This is a genomic window from Desulfosporosinus lacus DSM 15449 (assembly GCF_900129935.1).
In the GTDB taxonomy this organism is placed as follows: Bacteria; Bacillota; Desulfitobacteriia; order Desulfitobacteriales; family Desulfitobacteriaceae; genus Desulfosporosinus; species Desulfosporosinus lacus.
The window spans coordinates 20,409-35,819 of sequence record NZ_FQXJ01000026.1 but is presented as its reverse complement, the minus strand read 5'-3'; the positions used below and the strand labels follow the sequence as shown (position 1 = coordinate 35,819).

General features: G+C 42.1%; 14 protein-coding genes and 1 riboswitch. Of the genes, 4 read left to right on the top strand and 10 right to left on the bottom strand.

Annotated elements, in window-relative coordinates:
• Positions 1-43 precede the first annotated feature (43 nt).
• From BUB11_RS23205 to BUB11_RS23190, 4 genes are all read right to left on the bottom strand, one after another.
• Positions 44-1,267, bottom strand: a complete 1,224-nt coding sequence (locus tag BUB11_RS23205; protein WP_073032648.1) for a PucR family transcriptional regulator — start codon at positions 1,265-1,267, stop codon at positions 44-46.
• Between the two features lie 253 nt (positions 1,268-1,520).
• On the bottom strand, positions 1,521-1,970 hold the full coding sequence (locus tag BUB11_RS23200; RefSeq protein WP_073032646.1) for a CBS domain-containing protein: 450 nt from the start codon (positions 1,968-1,970) through the stop codon (positions 1,521-1,523).
• A gap of 127 nt (positions 1,971-2,097) precedes the next feature.
• Positions 2,098-3,291, bottom strand: a complete 1,194-nt coding sequence (locus BUB11_RS23195; RefSeq protein WP_073032644.1) for an MBL fold metallo-hydrolase — start codon at positions 3,289-3,291, stop codon at positions 2,098-2,100.
• An 18-nt stretch (positions 3,292-3,309) separates the two neighbouring features.
• Positions 3,310-3,513: a DUF3006 domain-containing protein gene (locus BUB11_RS23190; RefSeq protein WP_073032643.1), complete on the bottom strand. Its 204-nt coding sequence runs from the start codon at positions 3,511-3,513 to the stop codon at positions 3,310-3,312.
• A gap of 367 nt (positions 3,514-3,880) precedes the next feature.
• Between BUB11_RS23190 and asnB the strand changes: the two genes are divergently transcribed.
• Positions 3,881-5,767, top strand: a complete 1,887-nt coding sequence (gene asnB / locus BUB11_RS23185) for an asparagine synthase (glutamine-hydrolyzing) (RefSeq protein ID WP_073032640.1) — start codon at positions 3,881-3,883, stop codon at positions 5,765-5,767.
• A 105-nt stretch (positions 5,768-5,872) separates the two neighbouring features.
• Here asnB and BUB11_RS23180 read toward each other — a convergent pair whose 3' ends face one another.
• The 4 genes from BUB11_RS23180 to BUB11_RS23165 all read right to left on the bottom strand — a co-directional run bounded on the left by BUB11_RS23180 (position 5,873) and on the right by BUB11_RS23165 (position 10,365).
• Positions 5,873-7,174 (bottom strand): hemolysin family protein, encoded by a 1,302-nt coding sequence (locus tag BUB11_RS23180; protein WP_073032639.1) that lies wholly within the window; start codon positions 7,172-7,174, stop codon positions 5,873-5,875.
• Between the two features lie 149 nt (positions 7,175-7,323).
• Positions 7,324-8,628 carry a hemolysin family protein gene (locus BUB11_RS23175; protein ID WP_073032637.1) on the bottom strand — a complete coding sequence of 435 codons (1,305 nt, stop codon included), beginning with the start codon at positions 8,626-8,628 and terminating at the stop codon, positions 7,324-7,326.
• Positions 8,629-8,800: 172 nt separating this feature from the next.
• Positions 8,801-9,259 carry a hypothetical protein gene (locus BUB11_RS23170; protein ID WP_073032636.1) on the bottom strand — a complete coding sequence of 153 codons (459 nt, stop codon included), beginning with the start codon at positions 9,257-9,259 and terminating at the stop codon, positions 8,801-8,803.
• Positions 9,256-10,365 carry a ParM/StbA family protein gene (locus tag BUB11_RS23165; protein WP_073032634.1) on the bottom strand — a complete coding sequence of 370 codons (1,110 nt, stop codon included), beginning with the start codon at positions 10,363-10,365 and terminating at the stop codon, positions 9,256-9,258. The genes BUB11_RS23170 and BUB11_RS23165 overlap by 4 nt, the downstream gene beginning before the upstream one ends.
• A 171-nt stretch (positions 10,366-10,536) precedes the next feature.
• Positions 10,537-10,711, top strand: a riboswitch (cobalamin riboswitch).
• A gap of 110 nt (positions 10,712-10,821) precedes the next feature.
• Here BUB11_RS23165 and cobT point away from each other — a divergent pair.
• The 3 genes from cobT (at position 10,822) to cobS (ending at position 13,367) form a co-directional block, all read left to right on the top strand.
• A complete protein-coding gene (gene cobT / locus BUB11_RS23160) occupies positions 10,822-11,901 on the top strand; it encodes a nicotinate-nucleotide--dimethylbenzimidazole phosphoribosyltransferase (RefSeq protein ID WP_084110495.1) in 1,080 nt (359 codons plus the stop codon).
• A gap of 81 nt (positions 11,902-11,982) precedes the next feature.
• Positions 11,983-12,624, top strand: a complete 642-nt coding sequence (gene cobU, locus BUB11_RS23155; protein WP_073032632.1) for a bifunctional adenosylcobinamide kinase/adenosylcobinamide-phosphate guanylyltransferase — start codon at positions 11,983-11,985, stop codon at positions 12,622-12,624.
• 5 nt (positions 12,625-12,629) lie between these two features.
• A complete protein-coding gene (gene cobS, locus BUB11_RS23150; RefSeq protein ID WP_073032630.1) occupies positions 12,630-13,367 on the top strand; it encodes an adenosylcobinamide-GDP ribazoletransferase in 738 nt (245 codons plus the stop codon).
• Positions 13,368-13,487: 120 nt separating this feature from the next.
• Here the strand turns inward: cobS and BUB11_RS23145 are convergent, their stop codons facing one another.
• Together BUB11_RS23145 and BUB11_RS23140 are read right to left on the bottom strand one after the other, a co-directional pair.
• Positions 13,488-13,676 carry a non-oxidative hydroxyarylic acid decarboxylases subunit D gene (locus BUB11_RS23145; protein ID WP_073032628.1) on the bottom strand — a complete coding sequence of 63 codons (189 nt, stop codon included), beginning with the start codon at positions 13,674-13,676 and terminating at the stop codon, positions 13,488-13,490.
• Complete coding sequence (locus tag BUB11_RS23140) at positions 13,654-15,102, bottom strand: non-oxidative hydroxyarylic acid decarboxylases subunit C (RefSeq protein ID WP_242947713.1); 1,449 nt, start codon at positions 15,100-15,102, stop codon at positions 13,654-13,656. Before BUB11_RS23140 ends, BUB11_RS23145 begins: the two co-directional genes overlap by 23 nt.
• Positions 15,103-15,411: the final 309 nt, after the last annotated feature.

Here is a 15,411-nt window from a genome sequence, read left to right as displayed (position 1 = left end):
TCGTTTCTCCCCCTTTCCCTGTGCAGCTTATAGGAAACTGAGATTATTTATCAATTTCTGATGCCACGAGAAACTTAATTTTAAAGGCAACCATAAGATTGAGCTTCGTGTCAATATCATCCAGATCAGCATCCAATATTTCTTGAATCTTCTTTAAACGATAACGCAAGGTGTTAGGATGTACATAGCTCACTTTAGCTGTCTCCTTTAAATCACATCGATGTGCTAAGAAGGTTTCCAGGGTTTTCATAAGATCTGAATTATTTAGAAGATCGTAGCGTTCGAGTTCTCCTATAGTCTCTTTGTATAGTTCTGCTAACTCATGGCGGTCATGATTATACAGAATCCTTGCTACCCCTAACTTAGTAAAAAAAGGGGTCCTCAAGCGTGAGTCCATCAACTTTCCCAGTTCCAAGGCGACTTTTGCTTCTTGATAACTGCGGAAGATGTCCTTTGGTTTTTTGTATATCCTCCCGATTCCTAAGCGCAATTCTCTAGAAGGTATTCTTTGCTTTACGAGACTTTCTATCTTGTCTGCCAATAGCTTTGTGTATTCATTTTGTTCCTGCTGACCATCCTTAGACCTAAAGAGGATAGCTATAACTTCCCCCTTTTTCTTTGTTAAAATTGGTTTTTCGCCCAGTTCATTCATCACTGATTGTACGCTGTCAAAAAGCACCTCAAGCTGGTCTCTGTCTCCTGAATAATAGTCGTAATCCTCTAATTCAAAGACTAAAACACATTGTGGTCGACTCAGATCCCATCCCCATAGTTCCCCTCTGGCAATGATATCCTCCCCAGATTCTATGTTGCCATAGAGAAGGTCAAATAAAAAGGCATCAATATACCTCTTCTCAGATAACGAAAACTCCTTATCTTTAGCTAACTGAACCGCCAAGACAAGAGATGTGGCTTCTCCCAAGCTTTGTATGGACATAGAATCCAATCCGTCATTGAAAATAATTAAATAACCAAGGATTTTATTTTTAATAAAACTGGGAAATTGATAAGCCTCATTCATATTGCTTCCCAAATTAATTTGATACAATTCCGGACTCTTTTCAGATCCAATATTACTACTTCTGATGAAGGAATGTCTGGGGTAATCCTTATGAGTGGAAGCAAGAATTTTATGAAATTCATTTGTCACTATAACAGGGGCTTCAATCACTTTGGCTAAGGCTTCAACTATACCCTCTACTCCAGATCCTTCTGCAATTATTTTTAATAAATCAGATTGCAATCTTTGCACTTCATGAATGTCCACAACATTCCTCCTCTCAACAGAGCTTCTTTAAGGGCTATATTCAAGCGAAAGTTGTACATTTTTACTATTATATCAGATATTATCGGTTTATGTTGGTGACAATGTCGAAAATAGGGATTCGATATCTTTGCAATTTCTTTGTCGCAAGGGTATCGCATTATATCAAATAGGAACAGATGGGGACAGGTACGTTGTTTTGACAATGGAAATAAACAACGTACCTGTCCCCTTTTTTCCCCCTGTTTCGGTTCTTTTAATCTGCAATTAAGGTTTTTATAATATCCATTCGAGTTACTATTCCAATGATCTTCCCATTCTCAATAACGGGCAATCGTTTGATTTTTTTACTAACCATTAAGGATGCTGCCTCTTCTATACTGGCTTCTTTAGAGATTTTCACAACATTGGGAGTCATAATTTCTGAGGCTTGCACTGCAATCAACTTTTTTAAATCGGATTCATATTGCTTAACACCCCGGTAATAAATAAGTGCTCCTAAAATTCCAAACACTCCAGGGATCTGTGGATTTGTTTCTTTATGTAATAAGTCTCCTTCACTGACAATCCCTACTAAATTCCCAGCAGTATCAACTACAGGCGCACCGGAAATCTTATTGTCATATAATATTTTGGCGATTTCCTTGATTTCCAGATCCATTTGAATGGTAATGACATTTGTTTGCATAACATCCATGACCTTCATAAAAAATCACTCCTTTTCTACATTTCCTAACATTGTAATTTCGCTTGCCATCCATTTATCGTATTGTATCATAATTTTTACATATTTGTTCATAGTCCCATGGAATTGCCTTCCAATAACCTAGCCACTATCTTTTAGCTGCCAGTTGCCCTTGAGCATCGTAAAGTGCTGCAGGATCGCCGTCATTGTTCCAGATATTTGATTCCGTCCAAAGTAAACTATCCGATCCCGCCCGTGCTTTCTCTCCACTTACAACTTTAAGCGACCCACCTGGAGTTAAGGTTGTATCCGCAGGGAAATTATAGATTTGATTGCCAACTTCACTCACTAATTTCCACCCGGTTAGATTAACCGCTGTATTACTCCTATTAGTAATGGTCACTGCTTCTCCTCTTAAATCAACATTCGATAACTCCACCAGCCCCTGTGAAGTAGAGGCAGAGGGTGTTGATACATTCTTATCAAATTTTATTACTTCTCCATCTGTCGAAGCTACAATCGTTCCTGATTGATCCGTTCTAAATACTTCAATCCCGGCCTCGGCAAATCTATCTAAAACAGTTGCTGTTGGATGACCGTACTCATTATCAGCACCCACCGAAATAATGGCATATTGCGGAGATACGGCTTTCAAAAATTCACTGGTTGTTGAACTTTTACTCCCATGATGGCCAACTTTAAGCACCGTTGCTTTTAAGTTTTGTCTATTCCGAAGCATTTCCTCTTCGGAAATATCTTCAGCATCCCCCTCGAAAAGAAAGGATACTTTACCATAGGTCACTTTTAGCACTGCGCTGTAATTGTTCAGCTCTTCATAACTGCTATTGTTAGGTGCAAGAAATATCCCCATAATATCCGGTCCATTCAAGCTCACTCCCGCTTTTGCTTGGACTTTCTTTGCGCCACTGATATTAACAGCAGCCGTAAAGTCTTCAAAGGTTCTGGTGTTAGGGCTTACATTTGGCATATAGACGGTTTTAGGAGGTATGCTTTGAATGACCGAATCTAATCCTCCTATATGGTCCTCATGAGGATGGGTTGCTACAATAGCTGAAAGTTCTTTGACCCCCTGAGATTTTAAGTAACTTACTACTTCTGGCCCATCATCATTATTTCCACCATCTATAAGAATTGACTCTCCGTCGGGGGAAATTAGGAGAATACTATCTGCCTGACCAACGTCGATAAAATGAACTTGCAATATTCCATTGGTTCCAGTAACAGTCTGAGCAGGAGCAATTTCCGCTCTACCGCATCCGGAAAGACCAAACACCGAGAAAATGATAATGGGTAAGATAAACTGTTTTATGCGAAATAACACTTGTTGCAAACTCCTCTTCTATTGATCGAAAAAGTTTTCCAGCAGACTTTTAGCATTTTTCGAACGCTGTTTTGTTGCTTCTGAATCAAGACTTACTAAGATGTTAATTATATCCCCTTCTTTAAGATCCGCTGTCAAGACACTGCGGGGTAAATTAAACGTGGCGCGATTATCGGTTTCAATAATAGCCCAGTCCCCTTCAAACCGATCTATGACATACATACCGCTTTCCCCCTTGTGATACTTTTAGTGGTTGTAAAAGGATTGATAATCATTTTAGATAGCACCAGTATATTCGGCTAATACTATAGAGTGAAGTAAAACCTATTCTGCGCAGAACCGGATCCTTATGACTTGACCGCATCTGATTAACCTAACCAGCAACTTGCTTATGTCATATTATATCAAGCATGGTCTTCATTAATAACTAGTGGGTCCAACTTGAAATCCAGACCCTTCCCCTGGCTTCAATCTAATTTCCTTAGAACTAAAAGACTCAAAAAAACGGAACCTTTTACATCCTGAAGACATAGATTGTATAAAGTATTTGATAATGATTATCTGTTTCAAACAAAGGAGGACTTGCAAAATGTGTGGTATCGTTGGCATGGTTAATTGGGAGCATGATCTGACTCTTCAAAAAGAAGTTCTAATCGGTATGACAAATACCTTAATTCCCCGAGGGCCTGATGCAGAAGGATATTGGCTTTCCCCACGTGTTGCTTTCGGACATAGACGGCTAATAGTGGTTGATCCCCAAGGCGGTCGTCAACCCATGATTCGTAAGCGTGGTGAATATACCTTTACCCTCATCTATAATGGAGAACTCTATAACACACAAGAGATCCGCCAAGAACTTATAAGCCGTGGTTATTCTTTCGAGGGACATTCTGATACTGAAGCAGTACTTCTATCCTACTTAGAGTGGGGACCCTCCTGCGTAGAGCGCTTAAATGGAATTTTCGCTTTTGGAATTTGGGACAGTAAAGAAGAACAGTTGTTTATTGCACGTGACCGCTTAGGGGTTAAACCGCTCTTTTATCGTGAGCAGACCGGTTCCCTCGTTTTCGCTTCCGAAATAAAAGCTTTATTGAAGCACCCTGACATTTCCCCTATCATCGGAAAAGAAGGTTTATCCGAAATCTTCCTCGTCGGCCCGGCCCGCAGTCCCGGAGTAGGTGTTTTCGAGGGCATTTCCGAATTAAAACCAGGCCATGTTCTGTTATACTCTAAAAACGGACTGCACATTCGCAGATATTGGGCCTTACCTAATAACGTTCATGAAGACGACTTAAAGACAACCACCGCAAAGATTCGTGACCTTTTTCTAGATACAGTAAAACGTCAGTTGGTTTCAGATGTGCCCATTGGCACCCTGCTCTCCGGAGGGTTAGATTCAAGTGCAATCACGGCAATTGCCGCGGAATCCCAAGCGCAAAACAATAAAGGGCCTCTGCCGACCTTCTCTGTAGACTATGCTGAGAATGATAAGTATTTTCTTCCTAATGCTTTCCAACCCGGAGCTGATGGACCTTGGATTGAACGAATGTCTCAGACCTTCGGTACCCAACACACAAACTGTTCCTTTAATATCCCTGAACTTGTCCAGGCACTCAAAGACGCTGCACTAGCCCGCGATTTTCCTGGAATGGCTGATGTAGATGCCTCATTATTACTCTTTTCCCGCGAGATTAAAAAGAAGATCACCGTGGGATTATCCGGGGAATGTGCCGATGAAGTGTTTGGAGGATATCCGTGGTTTCATCGTCAAGAGTCGCTGGAAGCTCAAACCTTTCCCTGGGCCCTTCATGTGGAAAATCGTTTACAAGTTCTATCTCCGGACCTTATTGAACGTCTGCAACCCCATGACTATTTGAAAACACGTTATGAAGAGGCTCTTGCCGAGATCCCCCAACTGCCGGGTTCTTCCGCTGTCCATCAAGACAGCCGAACTGTCAAGAAGAATCTTCAACGCGAAGCCCGTATCCGTGAGATCACTTATTTAACGATAACCCGTTTCATGCCTACACTCCTCGATCGCAAAGATCGCATGACCATGGCTGCTGGGTTAGAGGTGCGTGTTCCCTTCTGCGATCATCGTCTTGTTGAATATGCCTGGAACATCCCATGGGAGATGAAAGCCCTGGAAGGCAGAGAAAAAGGACTCCTCCGACATGCTCTTACCGGGGTCTTACCCGAAGATGTGCTTTGGCGTCGCAAAAGCCCTTACCCAAAAACTCATCACCCCAGTTACCTATTAGCTGTTCGTACCTGGTTGCAAGAAATCATCGAAGACAGCACCTCCCCGATTCTTCCGTTTTTAAATCTCCCTGCACTTAAGGATTTAATGAAGCTCTCAGATACTATTCCTTCGGGTCGTCCTTGGTTTGGGCAATTAATGGACATTCCACAGCTCTTTGCTTATCTGATTCAAACCAATTTCTGGTTGCAGGAAAACAAAATCCGTTTTTGTTAAGAATATTTACCATTTTTCTATATCTATAGGGATTAGAGGCCTGCAAAGGATTATTTGCAGGCCTCTAATAAATTCAAGGTTTGGTCAGAAGAGTCATGTTCTTTGTTACTTCGCTGGCGTTAAATTTTCAAGGGGCTTCCTTAGAATCTTAACTTTGGTAATTCTAAATCCCATAACCTCCATTACTTCAAACAGAATGTCCTCAAAGTAAATGACATCCCCTTTAACAGGCTTTCGTCCTAACCTCGAAAATATATATCCCCCAATTGTTGTGACCGTTTCTTCCTCTAATTGAATATCCATCATTTCTGAGACTTCTTCCATCAAGACGCGTCCATTCAAAAGATATTCATTTTCAGTCAGTTTCTGAATTGGAGGCTGTTCCAGCTCGAATTCATCATAGATTTCTCCGACTAACTCTTCCAACATATCTTCGATGGTGACCAATCCTGCTGATCCCCCAAATTCGTCAACGACAACTGCCATGTGGGTCCGCTGGCTTCGCATTCTCTGTACAAGATGAGAAATCGGCATGCCCTCAGGAACTGCCAGGACATCCCGTTTAATCTGACAAATATCTTTTTCGCCCGATTGTTCTTGAAGCCTGAGGATGTCCCTCATATGGACTAATCCGAGCACATGGTCTTTATCATCATCACACAACAAATAACGCGTATGTCCATAACTTTTGACGATTTTGAGAATCTCCTCAAAGGTGTCCTGTATGAAGATACACACCATATCTTGCCGTGGCACCATAACTTCACTAGCGTTACGATCAGAAAACTCAAAGACATTATCCAAGAGCTTCCCTTCTAATTTATCCAAATACCCGTGCTTTTGACTGGCATCAACTAGCATTCGAAGTTCTTCTTCGCTATGGGATAAGTCAGCCTCATTGGCAGGTTCGATTTTCCATATACGCAACACCAGATTAGCCAAGCCGTTAAGTAACCGAATTACTGGGTAACAAATCCAGTAAAAACCTTTTAAAAAGCCAGCTGTAGCAAGTGCCGTACTTTCCGCTTTTTGAATCGCTATTGATTTTGGGACAAGCTCACCTAAAACAATGTGTAACAAGGAAATGATCGAAAAGGCTATCGTTATAGAGATAGTATGAGTGTAAATTGTGTTCCAACCGGCGATACCAGCAAACAACGGTTCTATAAGGGCAGCAATCGCTGGTTCACCTATCCAGCCTAAACCCAAAGAAGAGAGTGTAATCCCAAGCTGACAGGCTGAAAGGTATGCATCAAGTTGAGAGGCCACGTGCAGGGCAGTTTGGGCTCTCGGAGAACCATTCTCCGCAAGCTCTGCCAAACGCGTCTTACGTACTTTAACCAACGAAAACTCAGCAGCTACAAAAACTCCATTTAATCCAACTAATAAGAATGCCATGACTATCATTATGACACTCCAAAGCAGACCGTCTATGATTTTTTATCCTCCTTTTAAATTCCAAACCTGACGTATTCCTTCACTTATTTTACTTATATAAGGTAACTATTATTCACTCTTCACCTAACACAAGAGGGCGGTCTACTAAAGTTTGCTAATTAAACCGCTTTATGGACGCCTGTCACTTCGCTGGTTTTGGTTTCCTGTATCTTTCTCTTAACCATAACCTTGGTGATTCTAAAGCCCATAACCTCCATAACTTCAAAATGGAAGCCATCAAAATAAACGACATCCCCTTTGACAGGCTTGCGCCCTAACCTAGAAAACACATATCCCCCAATTGTAGAGACTGTTTCTTCTTCTAACTGAATGTCTAACATTTCAGAAACTTCTTCCATAAGGACACGTCCATTAAGCACATATTCATTTTCAGCAAGTTTCTGAATAGGCGGTTGTTCCAATTCAAATTCATCATAGATTTCTCCGACTAATTCTTCCAGCATATCTTCAAGCGTAACCAGCCCGGCTGATCCACCGAATTCATCCACCACAACAGCCATATGAGTTCGTTGACTTCGCATTCTCTGTACAAGATGAGAAATCGGCATGCCTTCAGGAACTGCCAGAATATCCCGTTTAATCTGAGTAATATCCTTCGTTCCCGACTGTTCCTGCAGTCGAATAATGTCTCGCATATGGACTAAGCCAAGCACATGATCTTTATCATCATCACACAGCAGATATCGCGTATGCCCATACTCCTTAACAACTTCGAGAATCTCATCAAATGTATCCTGGATAAAAATGCAGACCATATCTTGACGAGGAATCATGACCTCACTAGCGATCCGATCAGAGAATTCAAACACATTGTCCAGTAATTTACCTTCTAATTTATCTAAATATCCATGCTTTTGACTGGCATCGACTAACATTCGCAGCTCTTCTTCACTATGTGATAAATCAGCTTCATTGGCGGGTTCAATGCCCCAAATACGCAAAACCACATTAGCTATGCTATTAAGCGCCCAAATAATTGGGTATAATAGCCAATAGAAAAATTTCAAAAAGGCTGCACTAGCAAGCGCAATACCTTCTGCATTTTGAATGGCCAATGACTTAGGGACCAGTTCTCCCAGAACAATGTGTAAGAAAGAGATGAGAATAAAGGCTATTGCTATAGAAACGGAATGAGTGTAGATCGTATTCCAACCGGCTAGGTTCACGAACAAAGGCTCGATTAGAGTTGCAATCGCTGGTTCACCCAGCCAACCCAGACCTAAAGATGCCAACGTAATTCCCAGTTGACAGGCTGAAAGATACGCATCAAGTTGCGAGGTGACATCGAGGGCGCTTTTTGCTCTGCGGGAGCCGTTCTCTGCAAGTTCCGCCAAACGAGTCTTTCGAACCTTGACCATTGCAAATTCAGCAGCAACAAAAACACCGTTTAATCCGACCAACAAAAAAGCAATTAAAACCTTTATGCCACTCCAGAGCAGACCGTCTATGATTTTTCTCCTCCTTTTAATATCTGAAAACCTGATTCATTATCTATTATCTTATCTATATATTGTTATTTGTACTTATGCTAAGAGATAATTATACATCACTTTTAGCAGTTATATCAAAGGTTTTTTATTTTCCTCTTAAAATCTTTAAAACAGTTTCATCCTCTTCCGTACCAATAATATGTTTCATCATATACTCGTAGCCGGATATTGAAGTAACCTCTTCGCGCGTAATCATATTATCCGGTTTCTCGTCCGAATGAGGGTGATCTGTTTGAATAAATAAATCTTCTAAGGTAAACGGGCCTGGCCGTTCCACCCCATTCTCCACTTCTTTTTCCAGCTCTTCTGCATGAGTTTCCTCATCTTGATGACCGTCATCACTGATCTCCAGTACATCTTCTGCCGCTTTATGAATCGGATACCTAACAATCACTTCCCTGTCAGTCTCTATTAATACCTGTTTCAAAGTCTCTTTAATAAAGGAAGTTCTCTTTTCCGGCTCAATTTGTTGTAAAGCTATCCAAAGATCCGCTTCAGATTCATCAAAATACAGGGGAATAAATAAGGGCTGAGAAGACATCATGCTGAGTGGTCCGATTTCTTGGTAATATTATTGACCAAAGTGGCAGCCATGATCCGAAATCCCGTGGCATTACCAAACTGAGGGTCTTCAATCAGCATTTTATTCTCCATTTGAATATATTCATAAACCATTTCTCCGACTTTTCCTGCAACAATAACCGTATGCAATTTACCGAGCATTGGTTTTAGGGCCTTTTTCACTTCGCGTGTGATGTCAGTCCCTAACTGAGTGAGCATACTCTTCATAATCGGATTTAGGTTAATTGTCCCATTATTCCAAGGATACAGCCCACCATTTACCCTGAAAATTTTATCCAGTTCTTTATCATCCGTTTCAATCGGATTAGCATGATCACTTGTCAATTCTTTCAACTTTTCAGCTACTCCGATGTAAGCCCATTTTAACCCTTTTTCGATACTGAATGAGTTGGGAGGGTCGAGCATGACGCCATCGTAAAAGGTAGCAATATCTGTTGTCCTAAAGCCCGGATCTATCACCACCACATACCCGCTAAATAACTTAGCGCTTGTGGGAATTCCATATTCGTTAAGGGTTTCCTTGATAAATACACCATAACTTTGGGGAAGCACACGAGATCGCAGTATATTTAGCTGACGGGTCGTTCCCTTCATAGGGCCGGAACGAAACTCAACAGAAAAAGATCCTTTTAACTCGGCCTCATACTTGTCCTTTAAGCTGGCATAATATTTAACCGGAACTCCGGTGCCCAAATATACATTCGCTTTGGGGCCCTTTTGAGCAAGAGCTAAAGCAACTACCAGTAATGCGGTAGCTTCTTCATCCGAGGATTTGTCTTCATCCCAACAATAGTGCGCTTCGTTTGGATTTAGACTCTCAGCTAAACTCCCCATAAAATAATGCTTTGCCACATCTGTGGAATTATTCTTAACGATAACGTCCAGTGATGCTATTTGTGTTTGTAAGTCTGATCCTTTACTAATTAGGGTATTTCCTAAGGTAGAAAAAATCCGTTCATTTCCTTTACAAATCACAGCAGGAAATAACACCTTCGTTTCTCCTGTGTCCAGTTTTATCGCACCGAATCCAGGATCCGCTCCAGCTACCAGTATATCGCTCTCAAACACACTTGTTCCTCCTATTCATATTCCTCTATGCAATTGCTAATAATATCAACTTACTAATACCTACCATTATATACGAAGGAAACACGCTTGTAAAAATGTCTATCCATAATTCTCGCAAATTCTCATAAATTTTCCTTGAGATTAAAAAAAAGTTGTGCTATTCTAAAAGAAAAAAATATTTCCATTTTAGGTGCCCCTTTGGGGAGAATAGGGAAGTTCGGTACAAAACCGACGCGGACCCACCACTGTACTCGATGAGCTTCGTCAACCACTGGTTTAGCTGGGAAGGTGACGAGTTATGCAATGATTCGATAGCCAGGAGACCTGCCTAAGATGTTACGTCTTTCCATAGTGTGGAAAGCGGCGGTGATGACGGTAAAGTCCCGACCACAGATTTTTTTGTGGTCGGGACTTTTCTATTTTACAAAATACGATATTATTAGAGGAGGAAATTACATGAAAAACTTAACGGAAGATCAACTCTATGCTCGGTTAGAAGAACTTACTGCAAACATCTTAGATCTCGATCAAGAGGCTATGGCCCAAATTCAAGTGCGCTTAGATTCACTTACAAAGCCTCAGGGAAGCCTGGGCCAATTAGAACATTTAGCCAAACAACTTGGCGGCATCCAACGAACCTCCAACCCTAAAATTCAGAAGAAAGCCGTCCTCCTAATGGCAGGAGATCATGGCGTTGTTGAAGAAGGGGTAAGTGCCTTTCCGCAGGAAGTAACTCCTCAAATGGCCTACAATATTATGAATGGCGGTGCCGCTATCAATGTCCTTGCTCGCCAAGCGAATGCAGATGTTTTTTTAACGGATGTCGGTATTGCCTTCCCCATAGATGGAAACATTATTCATCAGCGAGTGGCCAACGGAACTCAGAACATGTCTAAAGGTCCGGCAATGTCCCGACATGAAGCTCTCCAGGCTCTTCTCGTTGGAGCCCAAGTCGCCGAGGAAAAGATACTCGAAGGATATAACCTCTTTGCCACGGGTGAGCTGGGAATTGGTAATACCACCCCAAGTTCAGCCATTGTCGCCCTCTTCACAAATTCCTCCATTGAAGATGTCGTTGGACGTGGAACCGGAATTGATGACGCAGGAGTCATCCGAAAACGCCGAGCTATTGAAAAAGCTATTGAGGTCAATCAGCCGAACACAACGGACGCCCTCGATGTACTAGCCAAAGTAGGGGGCTTAGAAATCGCAGCCATTGCCGGTTCAATTCTTCAAGCAGCTGCCAACCATGTTCCGATAGTGGTAGACGGGTTCATCTCGACTGCCGGCGCACTTATTGCCGCCAAACTTGCCCCCAAAAGCGTTGCCTATATGATTCCCTCTCATGGCTCCGTCGAAATAGGCCATCGCAATGCTTTAGCAGGCCTGGGTCTGGATCCTGTACTTAACTTAAATATGAGACTGGGAGAAGGAACAGGTGCTGCCTTAACCTTTTACTTAGTTGAAGCCGCTCTTCATATTCTTGAGGAAATGGCCACCTTCGCTGATGCCGGAGTCAGTGAAAAATCAATCTAAATCTATGGAATACAGGAATACTAAGCCTTATTCATGTCTTATTCTTGTCTTAATCACAAAACATGGGAGTCGATGAATGCTATGTCTCAATTTACACTAGTTACAGGCGGTGCTCGAAGCGGCAAAAGCTCCTTTGCAGAACTTCTTGCCGCTCAGGCCAAGCGTCCGGTCATTTACATTGCCACCGCTCAGATTTGGGACGAAGAAATGGCCCTCCGCGTCAAAAAGCACCAACTGCAACGTCCACCCCATTGGCGACTAATCGAAGAACCTGTCAATATCCGTGAAACTTTGCTGCAACTTAAAGATGAAGATGGGGTCATTCTCCTTGATTGTGTCACCCTTTGGCTTACTAATCTGCTCTTGGCAGGACAATCACACCCCGCAACCCCTTCCTGTCCCGGCGGGGAAGAATTCTCGACAGATCTGGAGAACGGCCATGATGCCTTCAATAACTTGCTTGAACCTCAGATCTTGGATGTGGTGAAGAACGTTGCCCATCTAGCTCGAGAAATCAAACCGCGAGTCATCTTTGTCTCCAACGAAGTCGGCCAAGGAATTGTACCTGAAAATCCTTTAGCCCGAGCTTACCGAGATTTAGCCGGACGAAGCAACCAAATTCTAGCTTCAAGTGCTGATGAAGTATATGTAGTCGTGGCAGGTATCCCCATGGAGATTAAACACTCCGGCCAAAAGTTGCTTGCTTCCCTGCTCAAGGAGTGATTAATTTGCGTGGATTTCTAATTGCACTTACCTTTTTGACTCGACTCCCTTTACCTGCACCTAAAGTTGAAATTACCTCTGAAGAATTTTCACGTAGTTATCGTTATTATCCCTTGGTCGGACTTGTCATTGGACTAATTCTCTGGCTTCTGGCGAAAGGGTTAACTCTTTACTTCCCCCCCTTGGTTCTGGGTGCGCTCTTGTTGGTTGCGGAGTTAATGCTTACAGGAGGGCTCCATCTCGATGGGTTCATGGATAGTATGGATGGTTTATTGTCCGCCCGTAGTCCGGAACGCATTCTGGAGATCATGAAGGACAGCAGGATTGGGGCTCATGCCTGTATGGCTCTCTTTGGCTTACTGCTCCTGAAATTCTCCTTGCTCGCCAGCCTGACACCCTCTCAGTTTCCCATCCTCCTGGTTATGCCCATGCTCTCACGTTGGGTATTTCAGATTGGGATGGTCGGTTTTCCTTATGCCCGCTCCCAAGGGCTGGGAAAAGGCATTCATGAGACAACCCGCTGGCTTCCGTTTCTTTTCAGTGGGGGTTTAGTTCTAGGAGCCTCCTTTTATCTAGCTTCATTTGCCGGCCTTATCGCTTTTGGAGTCTGTGTCCTTGCCGTAACCCTTTGGGCTGCTAGGATTTCCTCCCTATTAGGGGGATTAACTGGTGACCTGTACGGAGCAATAATTGAGCTTTCTGAAGTTGTCTGTTTATTGGCCGCTTTTCCCTTCCTGCGATAGCGAATCAACATTCGATATTTTTTAAAATAAGAAGCGAGAGGTTAAAGGACTATGTTCACTAACCTCTCGCTTCTTATTTATTCTTTTCACAACTCAGAAAAGCTGTTTGTATTATACAAGTTAAGAAACTTCCGCAGGATTAATCTTAAATCGTTTATCATATTTTTCAGGATCTTTAATTTCATCGCCCTCGGTTGATCGCCAAGAGAAGCAGCAGGTATTGCATAAATACACTTCCCAAGCATCGTCTACTGGCGCCTTTGTCATTAGTTCGACAGTTTTAGAATCACATCTGGGACATAGCATCATTTGTTCCTCCTTTTCTTTGGCGCAGATTTTTTAAGTAATTCATCCAGAAATCAGTTTTTTCCGGTATCTCTATTAACTCAGTCTCTCTGCAATGATCCGGGGCAACCGGGGTAGTAGCATCAATAATTAGCTTTGTATGCATCCCAGCTGGTTCCGAGGATGGATCTAAGGGCATGCCTGGGCAATAGGGAATAGTCACAACATCTTTATCCACACGCACTCGCGTTGTTAAGGCCCACATAACTTGTTGTAAATTAAAGGGATCTACAAACTCATCAACTATAATAACAATTTTTGAGTAGGGCATCCCATGTGGGGTCGATAATAATCGCATGGCTACAGCTTTACCATATCCGCCCAGTCTCGATTTAGTAGATACAATAACCCCCATACCGTGGGTATAAATTGCATTTACAGCAACAACTTCAGGGAAATCCCTCTTAAGCTGTCTATAAAGGGGAATACACGTGTTAAGCGCCATCAAGTAATCAATTTCTGTCCACGGAATGCCCAGATATAAATTTTCAAAGATCGGGTTTATTCGGTGAGTAATTGTATGTATTCTGACCTCAGGCATAAGCCTTGCCCCAGAGTAGCTTCCCGGAAATTCACCGAATGGGCCTTCAATTTTCCTTTCCTTTGGGATAATATAGCCCTCTAAAACTATTTCGCTTCTTGCAGGAATATCTAAATTGCCGACCTCACTCTTGGTAAGCTCTATTGGTTCACCCTTTATTGCTCCGGCAAAGTCATATTCGGACTGAAAGTATTCAATAGGTGTACTGGACATGAAGTTTAGAACAGGATCATTTCCCAGACATATAGCAATGGGTAAAGGTTGATTGCGTTCTTCAGCTTTTTTAAGATGAATGGCTATATCATGAAAAGGTAATGGCAGAATGCCGAGCAAATCTTTGCCTTTCACTTGAAGTCTATAAGTACCAGCATTTTGTTTCTCAAAATTGTCAGGATCATCAGGGTCTTGGCTGACGATAAGCGCCTTTGATATATAAAATCCGCCATCATATTTGTTCACTCTAAAGAGCGGCAAAACCTCAAAAAGGTTAATCCCCCCTGTAATTTTAACTTCCTTAACAGGTGCGTTTTCCACCCACACTGGTTTTATAGGATAAGCAGACCAAGCTTTATCTAAAGCAAAGAATTGTTCTTTAACTGAGGTCTCTTTAGGAAGTCCTAACATAAGCGCATGATTTTGCCATGAACCATGAACATTTAAGACCACACTATATTTATACCCTTTTACTTTGTTGATAAAGACCCCGGGACCATTTTCCATATCTGGGGCAGCCCTGCCTATAGCACTTAAATCTGGTTCAGGCATGACCTCATCTTCAATACGAATCAATTGACCCTCTTCTTCTAATATTGCTAAAAATTCTCTCAAATCTTTAAACGTCAATTTCATCTCTCCTTTATTCATTATGCTGTACAGTAACGTCTTGTCTGCGAAATCGATATTAATCACAGTACCGCTGCAAAAGCATTATTGGATCATTCACTTCCCTGCATTAAAGAAATAAAAAGGTTACTATGAGTAAAAACAGACTTAAAACAAAAAGGCACGTATCTAAAATGATAGTGCTCCCAAGCGCTCCTTTGTCTGACGCTTTGCTATTTGCTCATATCCCAGACAAAACCACCTTGGCCTTGAGCAGATTTATTTATTACACATCAGACTGTCTGCTGCAAAATGCTTTTATCCACGTTGGAACAC

Bases quoted from the DNA above. Each gene is read 5' to 3' on its own strand.
- BUB11_RS23200 (WP_073032646.1), bottom strand. From the start codon at position 1,970: ATGAAGGTCATGGATGTTATGCAAACAAATGTCATTACCATTCAAATG.
- BUB11_RS23190 (WP_073032643.1), bottom strand. From the start codon at position 3,513: ATGTATGTCATAGATCGGTTTGAAGGGGACTGGGCTATTATTGAAACC.
- asnB (WP_073032640.1), top strand. From the start codon at position 3,881: ATGTGTGGTATCGTTGGCATGGTTAATTGGGAGCATGATCTGACTCTT.
- BUB11_RS23180 (WP_073032639.1), bottom strand. From the start codon at position 7,174: ATGATAGTCATGGCATTCTTATTAGTTGGATTAAATGGAGTTTTTGTA.
- BUB11_RS23170 (WP_073032636.1), bottom strand. From the start codon at position 9,259: ATGATGTCTTCTCAGCCCTTATTTATTCCCCTGTATTTTGATGAATCT.
- cobT (WP_084110495.1), top strand. From the start codon at position 10,822: ATGAAAAACTTAACGGAAGATCAACTCTATGCTCGGTTAGAAGAACTT.
- cobU (WP_073032632.1), top strand. From the start codon at position 11,983: ATGTCTCAATTTACACTAGTTACAGGCGGTGCTCGAAGCGGCAAAAGC.
- BUB11_RS23145 (WP_073032628.1), bottom strand. From the start codon at position 13,676: ATGATGCTATGTCCCAGATGTGATTCTAAAACTGTCGAACTAATGACA.
- BUB11_RS23140 (WP_242947713.1), bottom strand. From the start codon at position 15,102: ATGAAATTGACGTTTAAAGATTTGAGAGAATTTTTAGCAATATTAGAA.